Source organism: Segatella copri DSM 18205 (genome assembly GCF_025151535.1).
GTDB classification, from domain to species: domain Bacteria; phylum Bacteroidota; class Bacteroidia; order Bacteroidales; family Bacteroidaceae; genus Prevotella; species Prevotella copri.
The window spans coordinates 1,637,215-1,662,483 of record NZ_CP102288.1 but is presented as its reverse complement, the minus strand read 5'-3'; the positions used below and the strand labels follow the sequence as shown (position 1 = coordinate 1,662,483).

The 25,269-nt window shown below is 47.8% G+C and carries 17 protein-coding genes; 13 read left to right on the top strand and 4 right to left on the bottom strand.

Annotation, left to right across the window (positions count from 1 at the left end):
- Positions 1-19 precede the first annotated feature (19 nt).
- The 13 genes from NQ544_RS07080 (at position 20) to ilvC (ending at position 18,337) form a co-directional block, all read left to right on the top strand.
- The gene (locus NQ544_RS07080; protein ID WP_006847368.1) at positions 20-1,087 is read left to right on the top strand and encodes a bifunctional 3-deoxy-7-phosphoheptulonate synthase/chorismate mutase type II; all 1,068 of its coding nucleotides are present in this window, start codon (positions 20-22) and stop codon (positions 1,085-1,087) included.
- A gap of 12 nt (positions 1,088-1,099) precedes the next feature.
- Entirely contained in the window at positions 1,100-1,897 is a 798-nt protein-coding gene (locus NQ544_RS07075; RefSeq protein WP_006847369.1) for a prephenate dehydrogenase/arogenate dehydrogenase family protein, read from the top strand.
- A gap of 373 nt (positions 1,898-2,270) precedes the next feature.
- On the top strand, positions 2,271-3,734 hold the full coding sequence (locus NQ544_RS07070) for an NAD(P)-dependent oxidoreductase (RefSeq protein ID WP_228023567.1): 1,464 nt from the start codon (positions 2,271-2,273) through the stop codon (positions 3,732-3,734).
- 511 nt (positions 3,735-4,245) lie between these two features.
- Positions 4,246-4,905 carry a hypothetical protein gene (locus NQ544_RS07065; RefSeq protein ID WP_006847371.1) on the top strand — a complete coding sequence of 220 codons (660 nt, stop codon included), beginning with the start codon at positions 4,246-4,248 and terminating at the stop codon, positions 4,903-4,905.
- A 143-nt stretch (positions 4,906-5,048) separates the two neighbouring features.
- Positions 5,049-6,401: a signal recognition particle protein gene (gene ffh / locus NQ544_RS07060; RefSeq protein ID WP_006847372.1), complete on the top strand. Its 1,353-nt coding sequence runs from the start codon at positions 5,049-5,051 to the stop codon at positions 6,399-6,401.
- Between the two features lie 106 nt (positions 6,402-6,507).
- Positions 6,508-7,386: a bifunctional methylenetetrahydrofolate dehydrogenase/methenyltetrahydrofolate cyclohydrolase FolD gene (gene folD / locus NQ544_RS07055; protein ID WP_006847373.1), complete on the top strand. Its 879-nt coding sequence runs from the start codon at positions 6,508-6,510 to the stop codon at positions 7,384-7,386.
- A gap of 169 nt (positions 7,387-7,555) precedes the next feature.
- Positions 7,556-10,156 (top strand): alpha-L-arabinofuranosidase family protein, encoded by a 2,601-nt coding sequence (locus NQ544_RS07050; RefSeq protein WP_006847374.1) that lies wholly within the window; start codon positions 7,556-7,558, stop codon positions 10,154-10,156.
- 237 nt (positions 10,157-10,393) lie between these two features.
- Positions 10,394-11,539 (top strand): OmpA family protein, encoded by a 1,146-nt coding sequence (locus NQ544_RS07045; protein WP_006847375.1) that lies wholly within the window; start codon positions 10,394-10,396, stop codon positions 11,537-11,539.
- A gap of 385 nt (positions 11,540-11,924) precedes the next feature.
- The gene (ilvD, locus tag NQ544_RS07040; protein WP_040552905.1) at positions 11,925-13,727 is read left to right on the top strand and encodes a dihydroxy-acid dehydratase; all 1,803 of its coding nucleotides are present in this window, start codon (positions 11,925-11,927) and stop codon (positions 13,725-13,727) included.
- Between the two features lie 83 nt (positions 13,728-13,810).
- The gene (ilvB, locus tag NQ544_RS07035; RefSeq protein WP_006847377.1) at positions 13,811-15,526 is read left to right on the top strand and encodes a biosynthetic-type acetolactate synthase large subunit; all 1,716 of its coding nucleotides are present in this window, start codon (positions 13,811-13,813) and stop codon (positions 15,524-15,526) included.
- Between the two features lie 104 nt (positions 15,527-15,630).
- On the top strand, positions 15,631-16,176 hold the full coding sequence (gene ilvN, locus NQ544_RS07030) for an acetolactate synthase small subunit (protein ID WP_006847378.1): 546 nt from the start codon (positions 15,631-15,633) through the stop codon (positions 16,174-16,176).
- 116 nt (positions 16,177-16,292) lie between these two features.
- Entirely contained in the window at positions 16,293-17,096 is an 804-nt protein-coding gene (locus NQ544_RS07025) for an acyl-[acyl-carrier-protein] thioesterase (RefSeq protein WP_006847379.1), read from the top strand.
- A gap of 197 nt (positions 17,097-17,293) precedes the next feature.
- Positions 17,294-18,337, top strand: coding sequence for a ketol-acid reductoisomerase (ilvC, locus tag NQ544_RS07020; RefSeq protein ID WP_006847380.1), 1,044 nt, complete (start codon positions 17,294-17,296; stop codon positions 18,335-18,337).
- Positions 18,338-18,479: 142 nt separating this feature from the next.
- Here ilvC and NQ544_RS07015 read toward each other — a convergent pair whose 3' ends face one another.
- From NQ544_RS07015 to NQ544_RS07000, 4 genes are all read right to left on the bottom strand, one after another.
- On the bottom strand, positions 18,480-20,375 hold the full coding sequence (locus tag NQ544_RS07015; RefSeq protein ID WP_006847381.1) for a RecQ family ATP-dependent DNA helicase: 1,896 nt from the start codon (positions 20,373-20,375) through the stop codon (positions 18,480-18,482).
- Between the two features lie 115 nt (positions 20,376-20,490).
- Positions 20,491-22,212, bottom strand: coding sequence for a single-stranded-DNA-specific exonuclease RecJ (gene recJ / locus NQ544_RS07010; RefSeq protein WP_006847382.1), 1,722 nt, complete (start codon positions 22,210-22,212; stop codon positions 20,491-20,493).
- Between the two features lie 259 nt (positions 22,213-22,471).
- Complete coding sequence (locus NQ544_RS07005) at positions 22,472-23,683, bottom strand: C1 family peptidase (RefSeq protein ID WP_006847384.1); 1,212 nt, start codon at positions 23,681-23,683, stop codon at positions 22,472-22,474.
- A gap of 83 nt (positions 23,684-23,766) precedes the next feature.
- A complete protein-coding gene (locus tag NQ544_RS07000) occupies positions 23,767-25,173 on the bottom strand; it encodes an aminopeptidase P family protein (protein WP_006847385.1) in 1,407 nt (468 codons plus the stop codon).
- Positions 25,174-25,269 lie beyond the last annotated feature (96 nt).

Below are 25,269 nucleotides of genomic sequence, written 5' to 3'. Positions count from 1 at the left end.
AAAATAAAAATATACGACTATGGAATTAGAATTAGAACCATTGAATTTTCCTAGTGATCAGGAACGCCCTTGCGTCATTGCCGGCCCTTGCTCGGCAGAGACAGAAGAGCAGGTTATGAGTACCGCTAAGCAGTTGGCTGCCAAAGGTTGCCACATGTTCCGCGCAGGTGTGTGGAAGCCACGCACCAAACCGGGAGGCTTCGAGGGTAACGGTGAAACAGCCTTGCCTTGGATGAAGCAGGTGAAGGAAGAAACAGGCATGCTGACAGCTACTGAGGTGGCTACCCCAGAGCATGTAGAGCTCGCACTGAAATATGGAATCGACATTCTCTGGGTAGGCGCACGTACATCTGCCAACCCGTTCGCCATGCAGGCACTTGCCGACAGTCTTCAGGGCGTAGACGTGCCTGTGCTCGTTAAGAACCCGGTAAACCCAGACCTCGAGCTTTGGATCGGTGCCCTGCAGCGCATCAACCAGGCAGGCATCAAGAAACTCGGTGCCATCCACCGTGGATTCTCCAGCTTCGACAAGAAGATTTACCGCAACCTTCCTATGTGGCAGATTCCTATCGAGTTGCACCGCCGCATACCACAGTTGCCAATCATCTGCGACCCTAGCCACATCGGTGGCCGACGCGACCTCATTGCCCCTCTCTGCCAGCAGGCAATGGACTTAGGTTTCGACGGACTCATCGTAGAGAGCCACTGCAGCCCAGACGATGCATGGAGCGATGCCAAGCAGCAGGTTACCCCAGAGGTGCTGGATTACATCCTCAGCCTCCTCGTAGTGCGCGATGAGCATTATTCTACAGAGGGTCTGCACCAGCTGCGCGGTCAGATTGACGAGTGCGACAACCAGCTGATGGATCTTCTGGCTAAGCGTATGCGCGTTTGCCGCGAGATTGGTACCTACAAGAAGGAGCACAACATGACCATCGTTCAGACCAACCGTTACAACGAGATTCTCGACAAGCGTGGAGCCCAGGCAGCCCTCTGCGGCATGAGCCCTGAGTTTGCCGCTCAGATTTTCGAGCACATCCATGAGGAGAGTGTCCGCCAGCAGTTGGAAATCCTGAACCAGAAGTAAAGGATACTGGCGATGAGAATATTGATTATGGGAGCAGGTAAGATGGGAAGTTTCTTCATCGACCTGCTCAGCTTCGACCACGAGGTGGCGGTTTACGAGAAGGATGCTAAGCGTCTGCGCTTCACCTACAACTGTTACCGCTTCACCAAGATGGAAGAGATAGAGATGTTCCGCCCCGAACTGGTTATCAATGCGGTGACGGTAAAATATACGCTGCCAGCCTTCGAAGAGGTGTTGCCACATCTCTCTCACGACTGCATCATCAGCGACATAGCTTCGGTAAAGACCGGGCTGCAGGAGTTTTACGAGAAGAGCGGTTTCCGCTTCGTGAGCACGCACCCTATGTTCGGCCCAACCTTTGCCAATCTGAACCAGCTTTCAGAGGAGAATGCAGTCATCATCAAGGAGGGTGACTACATGGGCAAGATATTCTTCAAGGACCTCTACCAGAAGTTGGGGTTGAGTCTGCATGAGTATACATTTGATGAGCACGACCAGACGGTGGCCTACTCGCTGAGTATTCCTTTCGTGAGCACCTTTGCCTTTGCGGCAGTGATGAAGCACCAGGATGCTCCGGGCACCACCTTCAAGCGCCATATGCAGATAGCTAAGGGCGTGCTCAACGAAGATGATTACCTGCTGCAGGAAATCCTCTTCAACCCATACACATCGGGTCAGGTGACACAGATCAGAGAGGAGCTTGCTGAGCTCATCGACATCATCGACCACAAGGATGCGAAGCGTATGAAACTCTTCCTTACCAAAATCCGAAATCATGTGAAGGAAGATATTGAGATTAAGGAAAAATAAAATATTATATCTAATGGGGGGAGCCCTTATATTATTTCCCCCCTTCCGTATATTTGCAAGTTTTTGCATGTGAATGTAGAACCTTCATATTGAATATTTAAAGGCCTTGCATGTGAATGTAGGGCCCTTTTTATGTGTTGCCGGATGCGGAAAAGCTTAATGACCACCCCCGGTTAGTGATTAGGCAGGTGTGCGTCCCCGGTAAGGCGCCAGTAGGTGGATAATAAGGAAAAAAGGGGGCAAAATGAAAATATGTAAGGAGATAGGGGCAATTTATGAAATATTATTTGTACCTTTGCACCCACAAATCAAAGGATAGATTGTAGAATCAATAAAACAGGAGAGCAGTTCTATTATGAGTGAACAGAAAGAAATGAAAAATATGAAGAATGCTGCAGAGGCACAGACCGCTGGGCAGAATACAACAGAAACAATAGTGAAACAGACGGAAACTGCCGATGCTGCAAAACAGAATGATGCAGCTGAACAGCAGACAGATGCTGCTGCCTTCCAGGTTGTGAACGAGGGCTTTTCAACCCACGAAGCCATTGAAGAGGCAAAACGCTGCCTACACTGCAAGATTCCGCAGTGCAAGAAGGGATGCCCGATAGGCAACGACATACCTGATTTCGTACACGAACTCTCTATGGGTAACATGGGTGCGGCGATGAGCATCATCAATGCCAAGAGCAACCTGCCGGCCATCTGCGGCCGTGTATGCCCTCATGAGAAACAGTGTCAGGGCAACTGCGTGCTCGGAAAGAAAGGCAAACCGGTACAGATCGGCAAACTGGAGCAGTTTATTGCCGATTTTGATACTAAGATGAACCTTTCGCGCGAGATGTTGCCACAGAAAACACGTGGCCGTGTGGCAGTCATCGGTTCGGGTCCAGCGGGCTTGACCGTAGCCGGCGATCTGGCGCGTCAGGGCTTCAACGTCACCATTTTCGAGGGCCAGGCTGAGCCGGGAGGCGTGTTGATGTACGGTATTCCTGAGTATCGCTTGCCTAAGTCGGTAGTGCGCGATGAGGTGGCTAAGATTGCTGCCCTCGGCGTGCAGTTTATCACCAACTGCATGGTGGGCGAGAACAATGTAACCATCGACAGTCTGTTCCGTGCAGGCTACGACGCCATCTTTATGGGCACAGGTACCAGCGTGCCTCAGAACATGGACTCTACACCGGGCTCAAAGCTCCACGGTGTGAGCCAGAGTACATACTTTCTGCATAACGTGAATGCCTATAACGAAGGCGCTTTGACCCGCGACATGGTTCCGCTGCGCGACGGCGAGAAGGTGGGTGTCATTGGCGGCGGAAACGTGGCCATGGATGCTGCCCGTACCGCTATCCGACTAGGTGCCGACGTTACCGTGCTGTACCGTAAGACCCAGGAAGAGATGCCTGCGATCCGGAGCGAATATGAAGATGCTGTGAAGGAAGGCGTGAAATTTGAGTGGAAAACTACCGTCGAGGCCTTTCTGAAGGGCAAAAACGGCCGTCTGGGAAGCTGTGTGCTGAACACTCCTGAGGGTGAAAGGGTAGAAAAATTCGACAGAATCTATCTCGCTATCGGTTCAAGACCTGCCAACCGTATCGTTTCTACCACTGCCGGAATCGAGGTGGATGAGAAGGGATATGTAAAAGTTGTTGAACGTCCGTTCGGTATGACCACCCGTCGCGGTGTGTTTGCCGGAGGTGATGTGGTACACCGTCCGCAGACTGTAGTTCTGGCAATGAAGGCTGCCAAGGAGGTGGCTCAGGGCATCGCTCAGTATGTAGATGCCATCAAGCTTCTTGAAGAGGCTAAGAGAATCGAGCAACGTGGAATAGTAGAATAATCAAATGAATTCAATAGAATTAAGTGAATTATTTCTGCAGTAACGGAACTGCTTTTACTGGGATTTGTCACTAGGCTCGGCAGATGTGCTGACTGCAGTCGGCAGACCTGCTGACTAGGCTCGGCAGAGCTGCTGAGCCTAGTGGTAATATCTGGGAAGCTATGTGTTTTGACTTGAGAAACTATGTGTTTTGACTAAAAAGACTATATGCAAGAACTCTAAAAACTATATGCTTTTACTTATAAAAATATTTCTTAGTGTTGAAAACACCATATCTTTCCTTTGAATGATACTATATACCTTTGAATGATACTATATACCTTTGAATGATACTATATATATAGACCAACTGTTATAGACGTTTAATTTTTTTACATTACTCTTTAAATGAACTTAAACTTCTTTGGGAATTTAATGAAATATCAGATTTAATCATTACTTTTGTATCAGATTCATATTAAGAAGAAGTAATTTGTCTGGTACAAAGAAAAGAAATAAATCAGAGAAAAGCATGAAGCGTATCATATTGATTTTAACAGTATTGCTTGCCATGTTAGGGCAGGTAGCCTATGCGCAGAAAACCTGTGTCATCGCATCGGCAGAAAATCATGTGCCTATTCGTGAAGCACTTATTCATACCAATAACAATCATTGGGCAAGAACAGATTATCGGGGCTATTGGACGATGCGCTATCAGTTTGATTCAGCAACTGTATCGAAACCTGGTTTTATGAAGGCAACTATCCGGTACAAGGAACTGCCGGATACTCTGTTTCTCTTGCCGGATGCCAAACAATTAGGCGAAGTGACAGTTTGGGGCAAGAATCAGGAAGGCATCAAAAACATGGAAGAGGATATTCAGGAGAAGATAAACTCTTTGCCAACTTCGTCTGCTGGCATTGGTTTCGATGCTTTCGGATGGATGGATAAACAGGGAAAACGTGATAAGAAGCATCTGCAACAGGCTAAAAAGGTATTTGAAAAAATGGAACATAAGGATCCTGTGGTAGCTGCTTATGAAAAAGCAACGGGGAAAAAGTATGAATTGACTAATCCGTATGATGTCTCGGCTTTTAAGAAAGATCCTTCTTCTGAAATGGCTACAGAAGAGGATAAAGCAACTTCTGATGCTGAATCAAAATCGAAAAAGAAGGAGAATCCTGAAAAATAAGCACAAGAGTAAACTGAAGAAATGAACTCGGGAAAGGCAGAGCGACAGCTATTTTAGCCGACGGGATAAAAAAAAAGCATAAACAAGTTGGCTTTCTCGAAAAAAAGTCGTATCTTTGTAGCCAAAAATATAAAGAAAGAAAAATGTTTGAAAATTTAAGTGATAGACTGGAACGCTCGTTCAAAATCTTGAAGGGCGAGGGAAAAATTACAGAAATCAACGTGGCGGAAACCATGAAGGATGTGCGCCGTGCACTCCTCGACGCCGATGTAAACTATAAAGTGGCTAAGGAATTCACCAACAAGGTGAAGGAGAAAGCACTCGGCATGAATGTACTTACTGCCGTAAAGCCGGGACAGTTGATGATCAAGTTGGTGCACGATGAACTGGAAGAACTCATGGGCGGCGAAGAAGCCCCATTGAAGCTCGAAAGTCATCCGGCCGTCATCCTCATGAGCGGTCTGCAGGGTTCGGGTAAGACTACCTTCAGCGGAAAGCTTGCCAATATGCTCAAGACCAAGAAAGGCAAGAAGCCATTGCTCGTGGCCTGCGACGTTTACCGTCCGGCAGCTATCCAGCAGCTCCATGTAGTGGGTGAGCAGGTGGGTGTTCCGGTATACAGCGAGCCAGAGAACAAGGATGTGCTCAGTATCGCCGACCATGCTATCCAGCAGGCTAAGACCAACGGCAACGATGTGGTAATCGTCGATACAGCCGGACGTCTTGCCATTGATGAGCAGATGATGAACGAGATTAGCAATCTCAAGAATCATCTACGTCCAGACGAAACCCTCTTCGTGGTTGACTCCATGACCGGTCAGGATGCCGTAAACACAGCTAAGGAATTCAACGACCGCCTCGACTTCAACGGCGTTGTTCTCACCAAGCTCGATGGTGATACCCGCGGTGGTGCTGCCCTCAGTATCCGTACCGTGGTAACCAAGCCAATCAAGTTTATAGGTACCGGCGAGAAGATGGACGCCATTGACGTGTTCCACCCAGCTCGTATGGCAGACCGAATCCTCGGCATGGGTGACGTGGTATCCCTCGTAGAGCGCGCACAGGAGCAGTTCGACCTGGAAGAGGCCAAGAAACTGGAGAAGAAGATCAGAAAGAACCAGTTTGACTTCAACGATTTCTACAACCAGATCCAGCAGATCAAGAAGATGGGTAACATTAAGGATCTGGCAGCGATGATTCCGGGGGTTGGCAAGGCTATCCGCGACGTAGATATCCCAGAGGATGCATTCAAGGGCGTAGAGGCCATTATCCAGAGTATGACTCCTAAGGAGCGCACCAACCCGGCCATCCTCAACACGTCACGCCGCCAGCGCATCGCTAAGGGTTCGGGCACCAATATCCAGGAGGTGAACAAACTCATCAAGCAGTTTGACCAGACCCGCAAGATGATGCAGATGATGACCGGCAACAAAATGGCGCAGATGATGAGCCGCATGAAGGGTATGCCAGGCATGCCTAAGATGCCGGGAATGTAAATCAGTTGACAGTTAATAGTTTATAGCGGCTTTGCCATATAGCAAACTTGCGATAGGCAAGAATGCCCTATAAACTATAAATTATAAATTATAAACTAAAGAAAGAATGACGTTAATCGACGGAAAGGCGACGGCAGCCGCCATCAAGGAACAGATAGCCCAGGAGGTGGCACAGATTGTTGCCGCCGGTGGCAAGCAGCCACATCTGGTAGCCGTGCTCGTAGGGCACGACGGAGGCAGCGAAACCTATGTGAAGAACAAGGTGCTGGCCTGCGAGAAGTGTGGATTCAAGTCGACCCTCATCCGTTATGAGGAGGATGTTACCGAAGAAGAGCTCCTGCGGTGTGTAGACAAGCTGAACCAGGATGATGATGTTGACGGATTCATCGTTCAGCTTCCTCTGCCTAAGCACATCGATGAGCAGAAGGTGACTATGGCCATAGATTACCGCAAGGATGTAGACGGATTCCACCCGGTAAACGTGGGCAGAATGTCGCTCGGCATGCCTTGTTTCATCTCTGCTACTCCACTCGGTATCCTCACCCTGCTGCAGCATTACAATATTGAGACCAGTGGCAAGAAATGCGTCATTTTGGGCAGAAGCAACATCGTAGGCAAACCAATGGCTCAGCTGATGATGCAGAAGCAGTATGGCGATGCTACCGTCACCGTATGCCACTCCCATTCCAAGAATTTGAAGAAAGAGTGTCAGGAGGCAGATATCATCATCGCAGCCATAGGCCGTCCTGATTTCGTGACAGCCGATATGGTGAAGCCGGGAGCCGTTGTCATTGATGTGGGTACCACCCGCGTGCCTGATGCTACGAAGAAAAGCGGTTTCCGCCTGAACGGTGATGTGAAATTCGACGAGGTGGCAGAGAAGTGCTCCTTCATCACTCCTGTTCCGGGAGGTGTTGGTCCGATGACCATCTGTTCGCTGATGAAGAATACGCTGGCTGCCGGCAAGAAGGAATATTACAGCTAGAAAGAAGATAATTATTTCAGAAAGAAGCAGTGCTTAAGTCACTGCATACTTGATTTTTTATAACTCTCTAATTTGTGGGGCAGGGTGCAGTGATGCACTCTGCCTTTTTATCCAGCCGAGAGAAAGAGTGTAAAATGAACAAACAATATTAATCTAAAAATATAGAAACATGATAAAACTTAAGTACGTATTTACATCAGCGCTGCTCGTGGCAGCTGCCAGTGCCAGTCAGGCTGTCAGCAGGCAGCAGATGCAGAAGCAAATAGACAAGGATGCCCCTGCATACACCATACAGGGCAAGGATTCCATCTGCCAGATATTCATCTATTCGCCAGCACCCAACCAGGGATTGCATCTGGCTTATTTCACCGACGATGAGCGTTGGGTGGATGTAGGACAGCTCTGCGCCAGCGACTACGGTCCGTGGGGAGCTGAAAAGAATATGTATAACCCCTTCGTGGTAAAAGCCAACGACGGCACATGGCGCGCACTCTGGAGCGTGAACCAGCATGCACCGCAGTTTGCCGTAGCCTATTCAGAAGACCTCATCACCTGGCGCCCGCAGGATTATCCCATCATCCGCGAAAAGGGCGTGAAGGATGTGGCTGCCTATCAGATGGATGACGGCAACTTCGACATCTATCTCAAGACATCTAAGGGCAAGCGATACGTACAGGCAAGCAACGATTTCCGTACCTTTAAGGAAGATACGCTGGAGGCTTCTGCCGATGAGATACTCTGGCAGCGCGACACTGCAACCATAGGCGGAAAACTCTTCCATGGCTGCGATTTCGAGGTGCCGGCCGTGCATCTCAACTACATCCGTTCCTGGTTCCACGCCCTCTCTGAAGAGGCAAAACTCAACGCCCAGCCGATGCCGAAGACCGATGCCGACCTCGCAGCTTATACCAAGGACAACCACATCGACCTGCCGAAAGATTCGGAAATCCCTGCCAACCTCAGCATCAATCCACAGAAATCCCACCGCATCTCCAACAAGCTGATGGGTATCTTCTTCGAAGACATCAGCCGCGCTGCCGACGGAGGACTCTCTGCAGAAATGTTGCAGAACGGCGACTTTGAGTATAACAAGGAAGACCACCGTCACCAGTGGAATGCCACCACGGCATGGGTGGGGGTAGAGAAAGAGGGCATCGCCACCGAAAACGGGGTGAGCCAGAACAATGCCCATTACGCCGTTCTGGGCGCTACACCTATTTATAATATAGGTTGGGACGGCATCGCCATACGTCGCGGAGCTGCCGTTGAGGGCAAGGAGGGTAAGCATCAGCCGGCCATCTACGAGGTGAGCCTGCACGCCCGCTGCATTGATGCCAAGAAGAAAGACCTCACCCTGGCGCTCGTAAACCAGGAGGGATTGCCGGTATGCCAGACCAAGATCAAGGTGCAGGGCGCAGACTGGAAGGAATATAAGGCGCAGCTCATTGTGACCGATAAATATGAGGGCGAACTCGCCAGTGAAGCCACCACCAAGGAGGGTAAACTGGGCAAGAACATCCGGTTCGCTATCTTACCTAAGGGCGAGCAGAAAGTGGCGGTAGACTTGGTAAGTCTCAAACCACAAGATACTTACAAGGGTCATGGACTACGTAAAGACCTTGCCGAGGCCATTGCCGACCTGAAGCCTCGCTTTGTGCGCTTCCCGGGCGGCTGCATGCTCCACGGTCAGGGGCTCAAGAACATTTACCACTGGAAGGAGAGCGTGGGTCCGCAGAAAGATCGCAAGCCAGCCTACAACATCTGGGGATACCATCAGACCAGCCAGCTGGGTTTCTATGAGTATTTCCAGTGGTGCGAGGATATGGGAGCCGAGCCGCTGCCTGTATTGGCGGCAGGTGTTCCTTGTCAGAACTCTGTGGCAGATGAGCGCGGAGTGGCTGGTCAGCAGGGCGGAATCCCGATGAGCGAGATGCCGCAGTATATTCAGGATGTGCTAGACCTGGTAGAATGGGCGAATGGCGACCCTGCCACCTCTAAGTGGGCTAAGATGAGAGCCGATGCGGGTCATCCGGCTCCGTTCAACCTCAAGATGATAGGCATCGGCAACGAAGACCTCATCTCTACCGATTTCGAGCAGCGCTACCTGATGATCTGCAAGGCAGTGAAGCAGAAGTATCCTCAGATAGAGGTTGTGGGTACCGTAGGTCCGTTCCACTTCCCGTCTTCCGATTATATTGAGGGTTGGAAGATTGCCCGCGAAAACAAGCGCTGGATTGATGCCGTAGACGAGCATTATTATGAGCAGCCGGGCTGGTTCCTGAACCATCAGGATTATTACGACCATTACGACCGCAAGGCTCCTAAGGTTTATCTGGGCGAATATGCATCTCGCGGTGCCAATGCGGTAGACAATGCGCTGGCTGAGGGCATCCACCTCTGCAATGTGGAGCGCAACGGCGATGTGGTAGAAATGACATCCTATGCTCCTCTCTTGTGTAAGGACGGATACAGCAACTGGCAGCCGGACATGATTTACTTTGATAATAATAATGTACGCGCGAGCGAGAGCTACAAGATGCAGAAGATGTTCGGTCAGCATGCCGGTGACCTCTACATCTCATCCGTGCTCAGTCTGCCGGATGCGCTGAAGAAATATGTGGGCACCAGTGTGGTGAAGGATTCTAAATCGGGCAAAACCTGGCTTAAAGTGGTGAATGCCTTGCCTCGCACGCTGAAACTCTCGGTTTCTGGCTTGGGCAACAAGCAGGTAACCATCGCAGGCAGAAGCGCTCAGGTTTTCGAACTTTAGCTTTCTTCAGAAGATGTTTTCTGATAGAAACGGATAGAACCAATAATGGTTCAGATTATTCATTTTGAGTAAAATAGAATGGAGAAATAGGATATAAAAATGTTCTTTTTCTCCATTTTTTATGTTTTACAGCATAAAATATGGCCAAAAATTTGGTAGTTAATAATTTTTTTTATTATTTTGCACCCTGAAAAGAAGTTTTAAGTAATTTATATAAAATCAAATTTTAGAGAGAAAATGAAAAAGTTAGTATTAATGTTTGCTGCTGCCGTAATGGCAGTATCTGCATCTGCTCAGACTACACAGGAGAGCAAGTTCTTTGACAATTGGTATCTTGGTGTAAACGTTGGAGCTGCTACAAAGACTACTCACAATGCATGGTTCAAGAACGTAAATCCTTCAGTAGGTGTACGTCTCGGAAAGTGGTTTACTCCAGTTTGGGGTGCTGCTGTAGAGGCTGACCTCTATGCTCGTAACCGCAACCTGCCTTATACACATAAGACTTTGGTTCGTGGTGCAAGCGGTAAGTTCATCGGTACTATCAATGCAACAAACCTCTTCTTGGGTTACAAGGGTGAGCCACGTAAATTCGAAATCATCCCATTGGCAGGCATCGGCGCTTACCACTCTTTCAACCTTCATAATGGCAACCTCAATGCCCTCACAGCTAACGCAGGTGTTGACTTCGCATTCAACCTTGGCGCAAACAAGGCTTGGCAGGTATATGTAGAGCCATCTATGAATTGGTTCCTTCACGACAACAAGAGTGCTTGCAATGGTTGCCAGTTTGATGTTAACAAGTCTGCTTTTCAGGTTAAGGTGGGTGTTAACTACAAGTTCAAGGGTTCTAACAACTCTCACAACTTCACTATCGTAACTCCACGCGACCAGAACGAGATTGATGGTTTGAATGGTCAGATCAACAACCTCCGCAACGACTTGAATAGCAAGGATTCTGAACTCGCAGCTAAGGACAAGCAGATCAAGGATCTCCAGAATGCGCTCAATGAGTGCCAGAAGGCTCCTAAGTATGTAAAGCCAGCTACTGCTACCAATTTGCAGCCAACAGTATTGTTTACTGTAGGTAAGTCAAAAGTAGAGCGTAGCCAGATGCCAAACATCGAGATGATTGCTCAGTATATGAAGAATCATCCAGATGCTAAGGTTGAAATTAAGGGTTATGCATCTCCAGAGGGTTCTAAGGAACTTAACCAGAAACTTTCTGAGGCTCGTGCCAATGCTGTAAAGAACATTCTCGTTAAGACTTACAAGATTAGCGCAAATCGTCTTCAGGCTAAGGGTATGGGTGCTACTGACAAGCTCTTCAAGCAGGTTGAGTTCAACCGTGTTGCTACATTCAATGATAACAATGCAGCTGAATAAAGAAATAAGTAGTTTCAGATATTTGGTCTTGTGACCAGGTCCTCCTAAACTTCGGTTTAGGAGGATTTTTTTTCTTCTTACCTTTCTTACATGTCTGGCCGCCTCGCTTTATACTTTTTCGTCAGGTAATCTTAATAAGATAAGAGTTCTGTGTGGTTAATAAGCTCTTTCTTGTTTTTTTTGCACAAAATCAGCAGAAATGAGTATCTATCGTGATAAATTGTAAGCATTTTATTTATTTTTCTAACAAAAATACGAAGTTTTGTGAAAATTTATACGAAATTAGTTGGCTATTACATAATTTCTCTGTATCTTTGCAGGCAAATTATAACAAAGGGGCTCGAAAGAGCCCTTTTAAGCAAGAAAATAAAAGAAAATAAAAGATATGAAACATCCATTAAGAAGTAGCGTCTGTACTGAAGGCAGAAGAATGGCAGGTGCCCGAGCACTCTGGGTAGCTGCAGGTATGAAACACGAGCAGTTTGGTAAACCAATCATTGCTATCGTGAACAGCTTTACGCAGTTTGTGCCAGGTCATACCCATCTTCATGAAATCGGTCAGATCGTCAAGAAGGAAATCGAAGCTATGGGGTGCTACGCAGCCGAATTCAATACCATCGCCGTTGACGACGGTATCGCAATGGGACACGACGGAATGCTCTATTCCCTCCCAAGCCGTGACATCATTGCCGACTCTGTAGAATACATGGTCAATGCTCACAAGGCCGACGCCATGATCTGCATCTCAAACTGCGACAAGGTAACCCCAGGTATGCTCATGGCATCTATGCGACTGAACATTCCTACCGTGTTCTGCTCAGGTGGACCTATGGAAGCCGGACGCTGGAAGGGTGAGAACGCCGACTTGATTACAGCTATGATTAAGGGTGCTGATACAAGCGTTTCTGACGAGGAGATGACGCAGATTGAGCAGTGCGCCTGCCCAGGTTGCGGTAGCTGCTCAGGTATGTTTACCGCCAACTCAATGAACTCACTCACTGAGGCCATCGGTCTGAGCTTGCCAGGTAACGGAACCATTCTTGCTACCCACAAAAACCGCATCCAACTTTTTAAAGATGCAGCACGCCAGATAGTTAAGAACGCTTATGCATATTATGAGGACGGCGACGAGAGCGTATTGCCACGCAATATAGCTACCCGCGACGCATTCCTCAACGCCATGACCCTGGACATCGCCATGGGCGGAAGCACCAACACCGTGCTCCACTTGCTGGCAGTAGCTCAGGAAGCTGGCGCAGACTTCAAGATGGAAGACATCGACCAATTGAGTCGCAAGGTGCCTTGCCTCTGCAAGTTGAGCCCTAACACCCAGAAATACAGTGTACAGGAGTGCAACCGCGCAGGTGGTATCCTCGGTATCCTGAACGAGCTGAACAAGGGCGGTCTGATCAACGGCGCCGTAAAGCGTGTTGACGGCAAAACACTTGATGAGCAGATGAAGAAATACGACATTACCGGCACAGAGATTGATGCCGAGGCTGACAGAATCTACCACTCTGCACCGGGCAGAAAGTTCTCTACCCAGATGGGTAGCCAGGACGCTCAGTGGGAGAGTCTTGACACCGACCGCGCCGAGGGTTGTATCCGCGACCTCGAGCATGCCTACACCAAGGATGGCGGACTGGCAGTGCTCTTCGGCAACATCGCCCAGAACGGTTGCGTAGTAAAGACAGCCGGCGTAGATCCAGTGCTCTGGCATTTTGAGGGTCCAGCCGTATGCTTTGATTCTCAGGAAGATGCATGCGAAGGCATCCTTGGCGGCAAGGTTAACTCAGGCGACTGCGTAGTCATCACCCACGAGGGTCCGAAGGGTGGCCCTGGCATGCAGGAGATGCTCTACCCAACCTCTTACATCAAGAGCCGTCACCTGGGCAAGGAATGTGCCCTCATCACCGATGGCCGCTTCTCAGGCGGTACATCAGGCTTGAGCATCGGTCACATCAGTCCTGAGGCTGCAGCAGGTGGTAACATCGGCAAGATTAAGGATGGCGACATCATCGTCATTGATATCCCTAGCCGCTCCATCAATGTGAAGCTCTCTGACGAGGAACTCGCAGCACGCCCACAGCAGCCGCTGAAGCGCAACCGCGTGGTTAGCAAGGCACTGCGCGCTTATGCCCAGAGCGTAAGTTCGGCAGATAAGGGCGGTGTGAGAATCATCGACTAGTCTTCGAGAGTCTTTGAAAAGACAGTTTTTAGAGTCTTTGAGAAAAGAAAAGTTTTTGAATTATTCAGAATAATAAAATATAAATGGCAAAAGAAGTAATAACAGGAGCCGAAGCACTGATGCGCTCCCTGAAAAACGAGGATGTTAAAAACATCTTCGGATATCCGGGCGGCAGCATCATGCCAGTGTTTGATGCACTGTACGGTTACACGAGAGGTGAAAAGAAGATGTTTGACCACATCTTGGTACGTCACGAGCAGGCTGCTGCTCACGCTGCACAGGGTTATGCCCGAGTCAGCGGCGAAGTGGGCGTCGCTCTTGTCACTAGTGGTCCTGGAGCTACTAATACATTGACCGGCATCGCTGATGCCATGATGGATTCTACACCAATCGTAGTCATCGCCGGACAGGTCGGCGTAGGTGCCCTGGGTACCGATGCCTTCCAGGAGGTAGACCTCGTGGGTGTTACCCAGCCAATCTCCAAGTGGTCTTACCAGATACGCCGTGCCGAGGATGTGGCATGGGCTGTGAGCCGTGCTTTCTACATCGCCCGCAGCGGACGTCCGGGACCTGTGGTGCTCGACTTTACAAAGAATGCGCAGGTGGCTACATGCGAGTGGGAACCAGTGAAATGTGAGAAGGTTACATCTTACAACCCTTATCCTACGATAGATGAAAAGGCGGTGGCTGAAGCTGCCGAACTCATCAACAATGCCAAGAAACCATTCGCCCTCGTGGGTCATGGAGTAGAGCTTGGCGGTGCACATAATGAACTCATCGAATTCCTCGAGAAGGCAGATATCCCTGCCGGCAGAACCCTGCTCGGCCTTTCTGCCCTGCCTAGCAACCACCCGCTCAACATGGGTATGCTCGGCATGCACGGTTCTTATGCTACCAACATGAAGACCCAGGAATGTGATGTGCTCATCGCCATCGGTATGCGTTTCAGCGACCGTATCACAGGCGTGCCTTCTAAGTATGCTCCCCAGGCCAAGATTATTCACCTGGACATTGATAAGGCTGAGATTGACAAGGTTATCAAGACCGATGTGGCTGTTGTGGGCGACTGCAAGCAGAGTCTGCCAGCCATTACCCGTCTGCTGAACAAGAATGTTCACCGCGAGTGGAGAGATTCCTTCGAGGAATACCGCCAGCAGGAACAGGAAAAGGTAATAGAGAAGGATATCCACCCTACAGAGGGACCGCTGCTTATGGGCGAGGTGACCAACGTGGTAACGGAAGCTACTCATAATGAAGCAGTTCTCGTAAACGACGTAGGTCAGAACCAGATGATCAGTAGCCGCTACTTCAAGTTTACCAAGAAGCTGAGCATCGTAACCAGTGGTGGTTTCGGAACCATGGGCTTCGGCCTTCCGGCAGCCATCGGTGCCACCTTCGGAGCTCCCGACCGCACCATCTGCTGTTTCTTCGGCGACGGCGGTTTCCAGATGAACATCCAGGAACTGGGTACCATCATGGAGCAGCAGGCACCGGTAAAGATGATTCTGCTGAACAACAACTATCTGGGCAACGTGCGCCAGTGGCAAGACCTGATGTTCGGTGGCCGTCACTCCTTCACCCACATGATGAATCCTCATTATGCAGAGATTGCCAAGGCCTACGGCATACCATACGATGTAGTAATAGACCGCAAGGACCTTCAGGCTAAGGTGGAGAAGATGATCAGCACCAAGGGTCCTTACCTGCTGGAGTGCGCCATCAAGGAGAATGAAGACATCGTTCCGATGACGCTGCCGGGCAAGAGTGTAGATGAGATGCAACTCGAGTTGAATTATTAAAAGCTTTCGGCTATATATAATAAGGTGTAAATTCCTTCATGAGGGAGCATCCTCCGAAAAGGAAAGACTCCGAAAAGTAACCGATTATTTTAAAATTTGGAAAAATGGAGAATAACAACGAAAAGAAATTATATACATTGCTTGTTTACTCAGAAAACATTGCCGGTATCCTGAATCAGATTACTGCCGTGTTTACTCGCAGACAGGTAAATATCGAGAGCTTGAATGTTTCGGCCAGCAGTATCAAGAATATACACAAGTATACCATCACGGTTTGGAGTGATGAAGAGCAGATTGAGAAAATCAACAAGGCAATAGAGAAGAAGATTGACGTGGTGAAGAGCGATTACTACACCGACGACCAGATCTTCATCCATGAAGTGGCTCTCTTCAAGATTTCCACTCCGGTATTGCTTGAAAATCCAGAGGTTTCGCGCACCATCCGCAAGCATGATGCCCGCATGATGGAGGTGAATCCTACCTACAGCACCGTGCTTCTGGCAGGACTTACCGAAGACATTGCTGACCTCTTCCAGCAGCTCAACAGCTACAACTGCCTGCTTCAGTATACCCGAAGCGGCAGAATCGCTGTTACGAGAAGTTTTGACGAACCCATCTCTGATTATCTCAAGCAGAATTCAGAAGATTAGATTTTTTTCATATTTTGATGCCCTTTGTTCCCCTGGCTTCAAACTAGCGGAGCAGGGGGCTTTTTCGGTTTAAAACAACAAGACAGACAACAAAGTAAAAGGACGAGACAGATATTATGGAACAGAAAATATTAGATAAGGTAGGGCGTTACGAATTCCTATCGGAGCCTTTCCACTGCGATTTCAGCAGCCACCTCTTTATGGGGCATCTCGGAAATCATCTGCTCAATGCTGCCGATTTTCACAGCAACGACCGCGGGTTCGGTATGAACTACCTCATGCCCAGACACAAGACATGGGTTCTCAGCCGACTGGCCATTGAGATGACAGAGATGCCGAAGTCTTACGACCGCTTTGTAGTAGAAACCTGGTGCGAGAGTGCCATGAAATATTTCACATCCCGAGATTTCAAAATCTGCGGCAAGACATCATCATCCGAAGAAGCCAAGGTTTACGGCTACGGCAAGAGCGTGTGGGCAATGATTGATACGGAAACCCGACAGCCTGTTGATATTTTTGAAATTCACGACGGGCTCATCAAAGAATATATTGATTCAGAAAAACCTTGTCCTATCCAGGCAAGTTCGAGAGTGAAAATGGGCAAGGATGCCAAGCTGGTGAGAACCATTGACACCTATTATCATGATGTAGATGTTAACGGGCACATCAACTCGGTGAAATACATCGAACATATCCTCGACCTCTTTGATCTGGATTATTACAAAACTCACTTTTTGCAAAGATTTGAGATAGCTTACGTAGCAGAAAGTCACCAGGGAGACCAACTTCATTTCTATTTGGAAGAAACAAGTGAGGCAGAAGAAATGCAAGAATACTGCATAAAGATAACAAAAACCGGCAAAAATGACGTAAATGAGGTGGAAGTTGTAAGAAGTAAGGCTAAATTTATTAAAAATTGAAAGAAAAATTTGGTAGTTTCATTTTATTTGCTTACCTTTGCACTCAGAAAATAAGAATAAACCCAGAGCCGCCTTCTTGGATAGGGGGTGGACGGATCAAACAGGCTCTCTTTGGATAAGAATACAGCTCGCATCCGTATGGACAAGTATAACCCGCGGCTCCACAAACGGCAAGCCGCACAAAAAAAATAAAAATTATGGCAGAAATGAATTTCGGTGGCGTAATGGAAACTGTTGTCACCAGTCATGAATTTTCATTGGAGAAAGCACGTGAAGTATTGAAGAACGAAACAATCGCAGTTATCGGTTATGGTATCCAGGGTCCTGGTCAGGCTTGTAACCTTCGCGATAATGGTTTCAACGTCATCGTCGGACAGCGTCAGGGTAAGACCTACGAGAAGTGTCTGAAAGATGGTTGGGTTCCTGGTAAGACTCTGTTCTCTATCGAGGAAGCTGCTGAAAAGGGTACTATCATCTGTATGTTGCTTTCTGATGCCGGTCAGATTGCATGCTGGCCAAAGATTAAACCATACCTCACACCAGGTAAGACTTTGTATTATTCACATGGTTTCGCTATCAATTGGAGCGACCGTACAGGCGTTGTTCCACCAAAGGATATTGATGTAATCATGGTTGCTCCTAAGGGTTCTGGTACTTCTCTCCGCACTATGTTCTGTGAGGGTCGTGGTTTGAACTGCTCTTACGCTGTATACCAGGATGCATCTGGCAAGGCAGAGGAGAAGACTATTGCCTTCGGTATCGGTATCGGTGCCGGTTATTTGTTCAAGACAACATTCCAGCGTGAGGCTACTTCTGACCTCACAGGTGAGCGTGGCTCATTGATGGGTGCAATTGAGGGATTGTTGGAGGCACAGTATGACGTGCTCCGCGAGAATGGTCACTCACCATCTGAGGCTTTCAACGAGACTGTTGAGGAGCTCACACAGAGCCTTGGCCCTCTCTTCGGTGCTAAGGGTATGGATTGGATGTATGCTAACTGTTCAACTACAGCTCAGCGTGGTGCTCTTGACTGGGCTCCTCGTTTCCGTGAGGCTATCAAGCCTGTAATGGAGTGGTTGTACTACTCTGTAAAGACTGGTAACGAGGCTCAGATTTCTATCGACAAGAACTCTCAGGCTGATTACCGCGAGAAGTTGAACGCTGAACTCGAGGCTATGCGCAACAAGGAAATGTGGCAGGCTGGTGTTACAGTTCGTAAACTTCGCCCTGAGAATAACTAATTTTTTTCTCGTACATAATGTTGAAAAGGGAATGGCCCGAGAGGTGTCGTTCCCTTTTTTCTGTTTATAAGGGGCTTTAGTGATTTCATATGGGAGCGGGCTCATAAAGTATAACTTATGATACACCTTTCTACTATTTCATTTATGGCTCATGAACGATTTTGTCTCCCTCGACATAAAACATATTCTCTGCAACCATTTCTTCAAGAACTGCAGCCATATCTTCTGAATCATATTTCAGTTGGTTTAATTCTGTAATGTCATGTGGCTTTCCGTCTTTCAGCAAGTCTAGAATTTCTGATATAATAGTTTGCTTCTGGGGTATTTTGTGATCTATGCAGACATCACATATCCCGCAGTCGTCCTTCATTTTCGTTTTTTCGCCAAAATAACTCAGAAGCTGGCGCGAACGGCAGATGCTGTCGTTCTTTGCATAACTGATAATGCTCTTGATGTGGGCAGTAAACTGTTTCTTGCGTACTTCCCATACCTCCTCAGGGATGATAACTCTGAAACCATCTTCCCTAGGACGCGTGTAGCTGATATAAGGTGTCTTGCGGCGGGGAATGAAGTCGATGATGTGGCGGGCACTCAGATTTTTCAGAATCATGTATACCTGCTGACGGTTTAGTTCGCTTACACGCTCTATCAGCGACTCATCAATGTAAACATAGTCGGTAAACAGACCGCCGTAATTACGCAGAAGCGCCGTAATAACAGACTCTTCCTTCTCCGAAACATTCTCTAGCAGATAGAGATCATTTCGGCTGATGTTAAATCTGATTCTTGCTTTTCCGTCAGGATTGTCCTCGTAGTGGATATAGCCTGAGCGCTCCAGAATGCGCAGAGCCGAGTCTACGCGAGTAGGGAAGTACTTGTAGGTGAAGCAGAACTTCTCTATCTCGAACATGAAAGTCTGTCCCATTCCGCTTCCAACTGCCACCTGGAAAAAGTAAGCAAGATGCTCGTAAACGTCTTTGATGAATTCTTTGTCTGGGAAGGTTTCGTCTATGCGTTTCATGAGTTTGTTTTCATCGCTCTGGTTGTAGAGCAGCACAGCATAAGCCTTTTCGCCGTCTCTTCCGCCTCGTCCCGCCTCTTGAAAATAGGCTTCCAGTGAGTCTGGACAATCTATATGAATTACCATTCTCACATCTGACTTGTCTATTCCCATGCCGAAAGCATTGGTTGCTACCATTACCCTTATCTCGTCATTTTGCCAGTTTTTCTGTCGGATATCCTTCACGTCGGAATCCAGTCCGGCATGGTAAAATGTAGCAGAAATACCTTGTTTGTTCAGAAGTTCTGCCATCTCCTTGGTTCGTTTTCGGCTTCTCGCATAAATGATTGCCGAGCCTTGGGTACACTGCAGGATATGAACCATTTCGGTCAACTTGTCGTTGGTGGTGCGCACCACATAGGCAAGATTCTTGCGGGCAAAACTCATTTTAAATACGTTTTGCTTCTTGAAGTGAAGCTGGTTCTGGATATCTTCTACTACATCGGGAGTGGCCGTAGCCGTAAGAGCAAGGACTGGTACACCGGGCTTCATATCTCTTATTTTTGCAATTTCGAGATAAGACGGGCGGAAATCGTAACCCCACTGGCTGATGCAGTGAGCTTCATCTACCGTGATGAAACTCACCGGAATGTGGCGCAGTTTAGTTTGGAACAATTCTGAAGAAAGACGTTCTGGTGAAACATACAGAAACTTGATTTCACCGAAAATACAATTTTCCAATATTCGGAGAATCTCTTGGCGCGACAATCCTGTGTAGATGGCTTCAGCCAGGATGTTGCGGGCCTTGAGATGCTGTACCTGATCCTTCATCAGCGCAATGAGTGGAGTTACCACAATGCAGACGCCCTTTTGGGCAAGGGCTGGAACCTGGAAGGTGATGGATTTACCGCCACCTGTAGGCATAAGCCCGAGGGTATCCTCACCTCGGGCTATACTCTCGATGATGTCTCGTTGTATGCCGCGAAAGTCAGGATACCCCCAATATGTACGTAGTATTTCTTGATATTTATCTGCCATTTTTTGAAACTTTTGCCCTTGCAGATTTCGATGCTTGTGCGTCCTGACGGATTTGCTCTACAAATCCGTGTAATCCGAGTAATCAGTGCCTAATCCATGCATAGGGCTAAGTACCTCATCCTTCGTTTGGACGGATGTCTTCTATCTGAAGTTGAACTTGGTTTTTCTTAAAAATATTCTCTTCTATGGTGAAGGCTATGTCGAAACTTCGCTTACTCTTGATGTAGCGGGCAGCTGCACTCTGACCGAAAGCGATGCCGTTTAAGACCGTGCTCGATTTTGAGTCTACCAGTTCCAACTTGATGTGTTCCTGTTCTCTGCCCACCACCTTGCTGGTACCATAATCATATACCCGGTTGGTGCAGAAAATAGGTTTCTGGTTACATGGACCGAAAGGAGAGAAGCGCTTCAGGTCGGCCTGCAGATGCTTGGTAATGTCTTTAAAGTCAATTTCAGCATCTATGTTGAGCATCGGTTCTGTCTGTTGAGGCGAAATATGCTCTTCTACATAATGCTGGAACCTGTCTCTGAACTCTCTAACCTTATCCCACTTCAAGGTAAGGCCGGCAGCATAGGTATGACCACCGAAATTGAGCAGGAGGTCGCGGCAACTCTTGATGGCTGAGTAGATGTCAAATCCCGTTACGCTACGTGCTGAACCTGTAGCCATATCACCATCCCGGGTCAGAACAATGGTAGGGCGGAAGTAGATTTCGGTGAGTCGGGAAGCAACAATGCCAATGACTCCTTTTTTCCAGCCTTCATCATAGAGCACGATGCTGGAGTTGTGTTTCATGCTTTCCAGACGCGATACGATGCCGTTGGCTTCTTCAGTCATCTGCTTGTCTATGTCTTTGCGCTGCTCATTGTACTCATTGATGTGTCTGGCCATGCGCAGGGCTGAGGAATAGTCTCTTTCTACCAGCAGATCTACGCTCAGCTTGCCGTTCTCCATTCTGCCTGAAGCATTGATGCGGGGACCAATCTTGAACACAATATCGCTCATGGAGAGCTCGCGTCCGTTCAGTCCGCAGATGTCGATGATGGATTTCAGACCGATACTTGGGTTGGTATTCAGCAACTTAAGACCATGGAAGGCGAGTATTCTGTTCTCATCTACCACCGGCACAATGTCGGCAGCAATACTCACGGCGCAGAAGTCGAGCAGAGGAATGAGCCTGGAGAACGGAATGTTGTTGTTCTTGGCAAAAGCCTGCATAAACTTGAACCCTACACCGCATCCGCAGAGATGCTTGAATGGGAATGGATCGTCAGGACGCTTCGGATTGAGTATGGCCACAGCAGGTGGCATCACATCGTCAGGAACGTGATGGTCGCAGATGATGAAGTCTATTCCCAGACTCTTGGCATATTCTATCTCCTGAATAGCCTTGATTCCGCAGTCTAGAATAATAATCAGTTTTACACCAGTCTGATGAGCAAAATCTATTCCTTTCTTACTCACTCCGTAACCTTCGTCGTAGCGGTCGGGAATGTAGTAGTCGATGTTTGAATAGAATTGCTGCAAGAATTTGTACACCAGGGCAACGGCGGTGCATCCGTCTACGTCATAGTCTCCGTAAACAAGGATACGTTCCTTTCTACCCATAGCATCGTTCAGGCGGTCTACGGCAATATCCATGTCTTTCATCAGAAATGGATTGATGAGATCTGAGAGTTGTGGACGGAAGAACCGTTTGGCTGCAGACTCTGTCGTAATCTCGCGCTTGATGAGCAAATGGGCAAGAACTGGGCTCATATTTAGCTTGGCGCCTAATTCTTCAGCTGCTTTTTGCTGTTCAGGTGTTGGTGATTCGTAATTCCATTTAAAATGCATTTTAATTATTTTTTATTTCTGCCCCCAAAGTTACGAAAATAAAATGACAAAAGGAAATGTTTAGGGAGGAATTTTATTAAATTACCTAGAAATAAGTAAAAATAAGACTTGTTGGCAACCCAAAATAAGTGAATAAGAGATTTTCTTGGCAACAAAAAAGGCAGCAAACTCATCGGTTTGCTGCCCCTTGAATATTTTTGTTAAGGAGAATGTCCATAGAAAACCTATAGACTATAAACTTTTAACTATTAAAACTCTCCTAGATTCCGAGCTTCTTGCGGATGTCCTTAGGAAGGGCGTTCTTGTTAACCATGAAGTCCATAGTCTTGTAAGCTACGAAAGCCTTGGTCATGTACCAGGTTCCCTTGTAGTCACCATACTCGCCCCAAGAGTTCTTAACCATGTAGTACTCCTTGCCGTTCTGATCCTTAGCGATACCGTAGATGTGCATACCGTGGTCGTCAGTTGTCTCCCAATTGTCGAATGCTTCCTGACGCATAGCCTGGGTAGGAACAATCTCAGGAGCATTTACGCCGAGAGAATCAAACTTCTCCTTCTTCTCGTCCTTAGAGAGCTTGAACCAATGGTCAGCATCTGTACCGGCCATAGAGCGAACCTTCTTTACGTCGTAAGCGATACCGAGACCCTTGCGAGTGAAACCGTCTTCTGTTACGTCACCTCCCCATGCTACTGTATAACCATTGTTTACAGCGTTGTCTATGATCTTGCAGATGTCTTCCATTGGAACGTTGTAGCTCAAAGGCCAGCGCCAGTTATCCTGTACCTCAACAGCAAACTTGCTCCACATTGGGTGGTGGGTGTAGCTGGTAATGGTGATATAATCATCAAGATTCAAACCGAGGCTCTGGCAGAAGCTCTGTGGTGTATACTGCTTGCCCTCGTATGTAAACTTCTCAGGAGTCTTACCGATGTAAGAGTCGATGATGCCCTGAAGACCGCTCTTCCAGGCTGGAGAAAGCTTCTTAGCTGTGCTCTTTGCTACTGCCTCTACGTATGGAGTCATTACATTGAAGAACTCACCGAAGTTAGCCAAAGAGTCACCTGTCAATGAACCTGGTGCAGGCATGGCAGACTCAGGTACAATACCATAGTGCTGCAAAGCATAGAGTACATCGTAGGCGCTACCACCCTCAGAGAAGCTCACGTCGCCGTGCATTCTTACAGCCACTGTGGCGCGGTCCATATAAGTCTTGTTGGCTACGAACATTTCGCTGAGGTCGTAGGTCTTGCCTGTCTTCTTCAAGATTTCGCTCTCGAAGTAGCTGAGGGTAGAGTAAGCCCAGCACGTACCACTGCGGTTCTGGTCCTTGATGCTAGTGATAGGATTCTGCTTTACTACAGTAAATACAGGTTTGTTCTTTGCTACTTCTGCAGAGTCTGCAGCTTTCTTCGCATTTGCTCCTGTGGCTACCAAAGCCATCAAGGCTGCAACAATCATAGTTTTCTTCATGAATTCTTTTCTCTTTATATTAATGTTTTTGTTATATCTTCTCTCTGATTCCTTTTTCTGAAATGATTTCTCTTTCAGGAATTTTATTCCTTGTTGGCTGCCATGAACTCCTCAACATCTTTTGGATGATAAGGTATGCGGTCTTTGCCCAGGAATCTGCAACCATCTTTGGTGATGAGTACATCGTCCTCAATTCGGATACCACCGAAATCTTTATAGGTCTCAATCTTGTCGAAGTTGAGGAATTCTGCACAATGACCGGATGCCTTCCAGTCGTCGATGAGGGCAGGGATGAAGTAAACTCCCGGCTCGTCGGTTACCACGAAACCTTCCTGCAGACGGCGCCCCATACGCAGGCAGTTGGTACCGAACTGCTCCAGATTAGGGCGTACCTCTTCGTCGAAACCAACGTTAATCTGGTCGAGGTTCTCCATGTCGTGAACATCCATTCCCATCATGTGGCCCAAACCATGAGGCAGGAACATGGCGTGTGCTCCAGCCTTTACAGCCTCTTCTGTATCACCCTTTGCAAGTCCGAGTTCCTTCATGCGGTCGAAGAGCAGGCGGCAAACAGAGAAGTGTACGTCAGCCCATTTTACGCCTGGCTTGGCTACATCCAGTGCATGGTCGTGGCATTCTTCTACAATAGAGTAGATTTCCAACTGGCGCTGGCTGAACTTTCCGCTCACCGGCATGGTGCGGGTGTTGTCAGAACAGTAGTTGTTCATAGTTTCTGCACCTGCATCACAGAGTGCCAGTCTGCCTTCTTCCAGTACGTTCATAGATGGATAACCATGCTGAATTTCACCGTGCTGACTGAAGATGGTTGGGAAACTGACCATGGCTCCGTAAGAGTGGGCAATGCCGCTTACCTGACCTGCAACATATTTTTCTGTCACACCCGGACGTACGAGCTTCATCGCTGTGGTATGCATCTTGTATCCGATGACAGCAGCACGCTCCAATTCCTCGATTTCTTCCTGGGTCTTAGTTGAACGCATCTTCACAACAGCCTTGATGAGGTCCATGCTGGCCTCTTCTTTCTGCTGGTTAGGATGGATGCCCAGAAGGTCGAATATCTGCAGTTTGATGTCGTAGCGGTAAGGTGGCAAGAAATGAATCTTGCGCTTCTTCGACATGGCGTCGTTGCAGATAGTCTTGAGCGTTTTCATAGGTGCTGAGTTGTGAACGCCTACCTGTGCTGCAAGATCATGAACACTGTCAACGCTTCCGTACCATACGATGTCTACGAGGTCGATGTCATCGCCAATCAGGGTTTCAATATCGTTGTCTATATCTATCACACCTACCAGACCGTCGCGCTGCAATCCGAAATAATAGAGGAATGTCGAGTCCTGACGGAAAGGGTAATATCCGTTATTAGGGAAATTACATGGTGAATTGTTGTTTCCGAAAAGTATAATTACGCCGCTTTTCACAAGCTTCTTCAGCTCCTGTCTGCGGCTGATGTAAGTCTCTTTGCTGAACATATTTTTCGTATTTTACATTATTTTGCTTGCAAAGTTAGCAATTATTTCCCAAAAAATACGTATCTTTGCAAGCAAAATTGAATAAAACGTGTAAAT

Excerpts from the sequence above, each read along its gene's own strand:
- NQ544_RS07045 (WP_006847375.1), top strand. The coding sequence starts at position 10,394 with ATGAAAAAGTTAGTATTAATGTTTGCTGCTGCCGTAATGGCAGTATCT.
- NQ544_RS07070 (WP_228023567.1), top strand. The coding sequence starts at position 2,271 with ATGAAAAATATGAAGAATGCTGCAGAGGCACAGACCGCTGGGCAGAAT.
- NQ544_RS07065 (WP_006847371.1), top strand. The coding sequence starts at position 4,246 with ATGAAGCGTATCATATTGATTTTAACAGTATTGCTTGCCATGTTAGGG.
- ffh (WP_006847372.1), top strand. The coding sequence starts at position 5,049 with ATGTTTGAAAATTTAAGTGATAGACTGGAACGCTCGTTCAAAATCTTG.
- NQ544_RS07015 (WP_006847381.1), bottom strand. The coding sequence starts at position 20,375 with ATGGCAGATAAATATCAAGAAATACTACGTACATATTGGGGGTATCCT.
- NQ544_RS07080 (WP_006847368.1), top strand. The coding sequence starts at position 20 with ATGGAATTAGAATTAGAACCATTGAATTTTCCTAGTGATCAGGAACGC.
- NQ544_RS07025 (WP_006847379.1), top strand. The coding sequence starts at position 16,293 with ATGGAACAGAAAATATTAGATAAGGTAGGGCGTTACGAATTCCTATCG.
- NQ544_RS07075 (WP_006847369.1), top strand. The coding sequence starts at position 1,100 with ATGAGAATATTGATTATGGGAGCAGGTAAGATGGGAAGTTTCTTCATC.
- folD (WP_006847373.1), top strand. The coding sequence starts at position 6,508 with ATGACGTTAATCGACGGAAAGGCGACGGCAGCCGCCATCAAGGAACAG.
- ilvB (WP_006847377.1), top strand. The coding sequence starts at position 13,811 with ATGGCAAAAGAAGTAATAACAGGAGCCGAAGCACTGATGCGCTCCCTG.
- ilvD (WP_040552905.1), top strand. The coding sequence starts at position 11,925 with ATGAAACATCCATTAAGAAGTAGCGTCTGTACTGAAGGCAGAAGAATG.
- ilvN (WP_006847378.1), top strand. The coding sequence starts at position 15,631 with ATGGAGAATAACAACGAAAAGAAATTATATACATTGCTTGTTTACTCA.
- recJ (WP_006847382.1), bottom strand. The coding sequence starts at position 22,212 with ATGCATTTTAAATGGAATTACGAATCACCAACACCTGAACAGCAAAAA.
- NQ544_RS07005 (WP_006847384.1), bottom strand. The coding sequence starts at position 23,683 with ATGAAGAAAACTATGATTGTTGCAGCCTTGATGGCTTTGGTAGCCACA.
- NQ544_RS07000 (WP_006847385.1), bottom strand. The coding sequence starts at position 25,173 with ATGTTCAGCAAAGAGACTTACATCAGCCGCAGACAGGAGCTGAAGAAG.
- ilvC (WP_006847380.1), top strand. The coding sequence starts at position 17,294 with ATGGCAGAAATGAATTTCGGTGGCGTAATGGAAACTGTTGTCACCAGT.
- NQ544_RS07050 (WP_006847374.1), top strand. The coding sequence starts at position 7,556 with ATGATAAAACTTAAGTACGTATTTACATCAGCGCTGCTCGTGGCAGCT.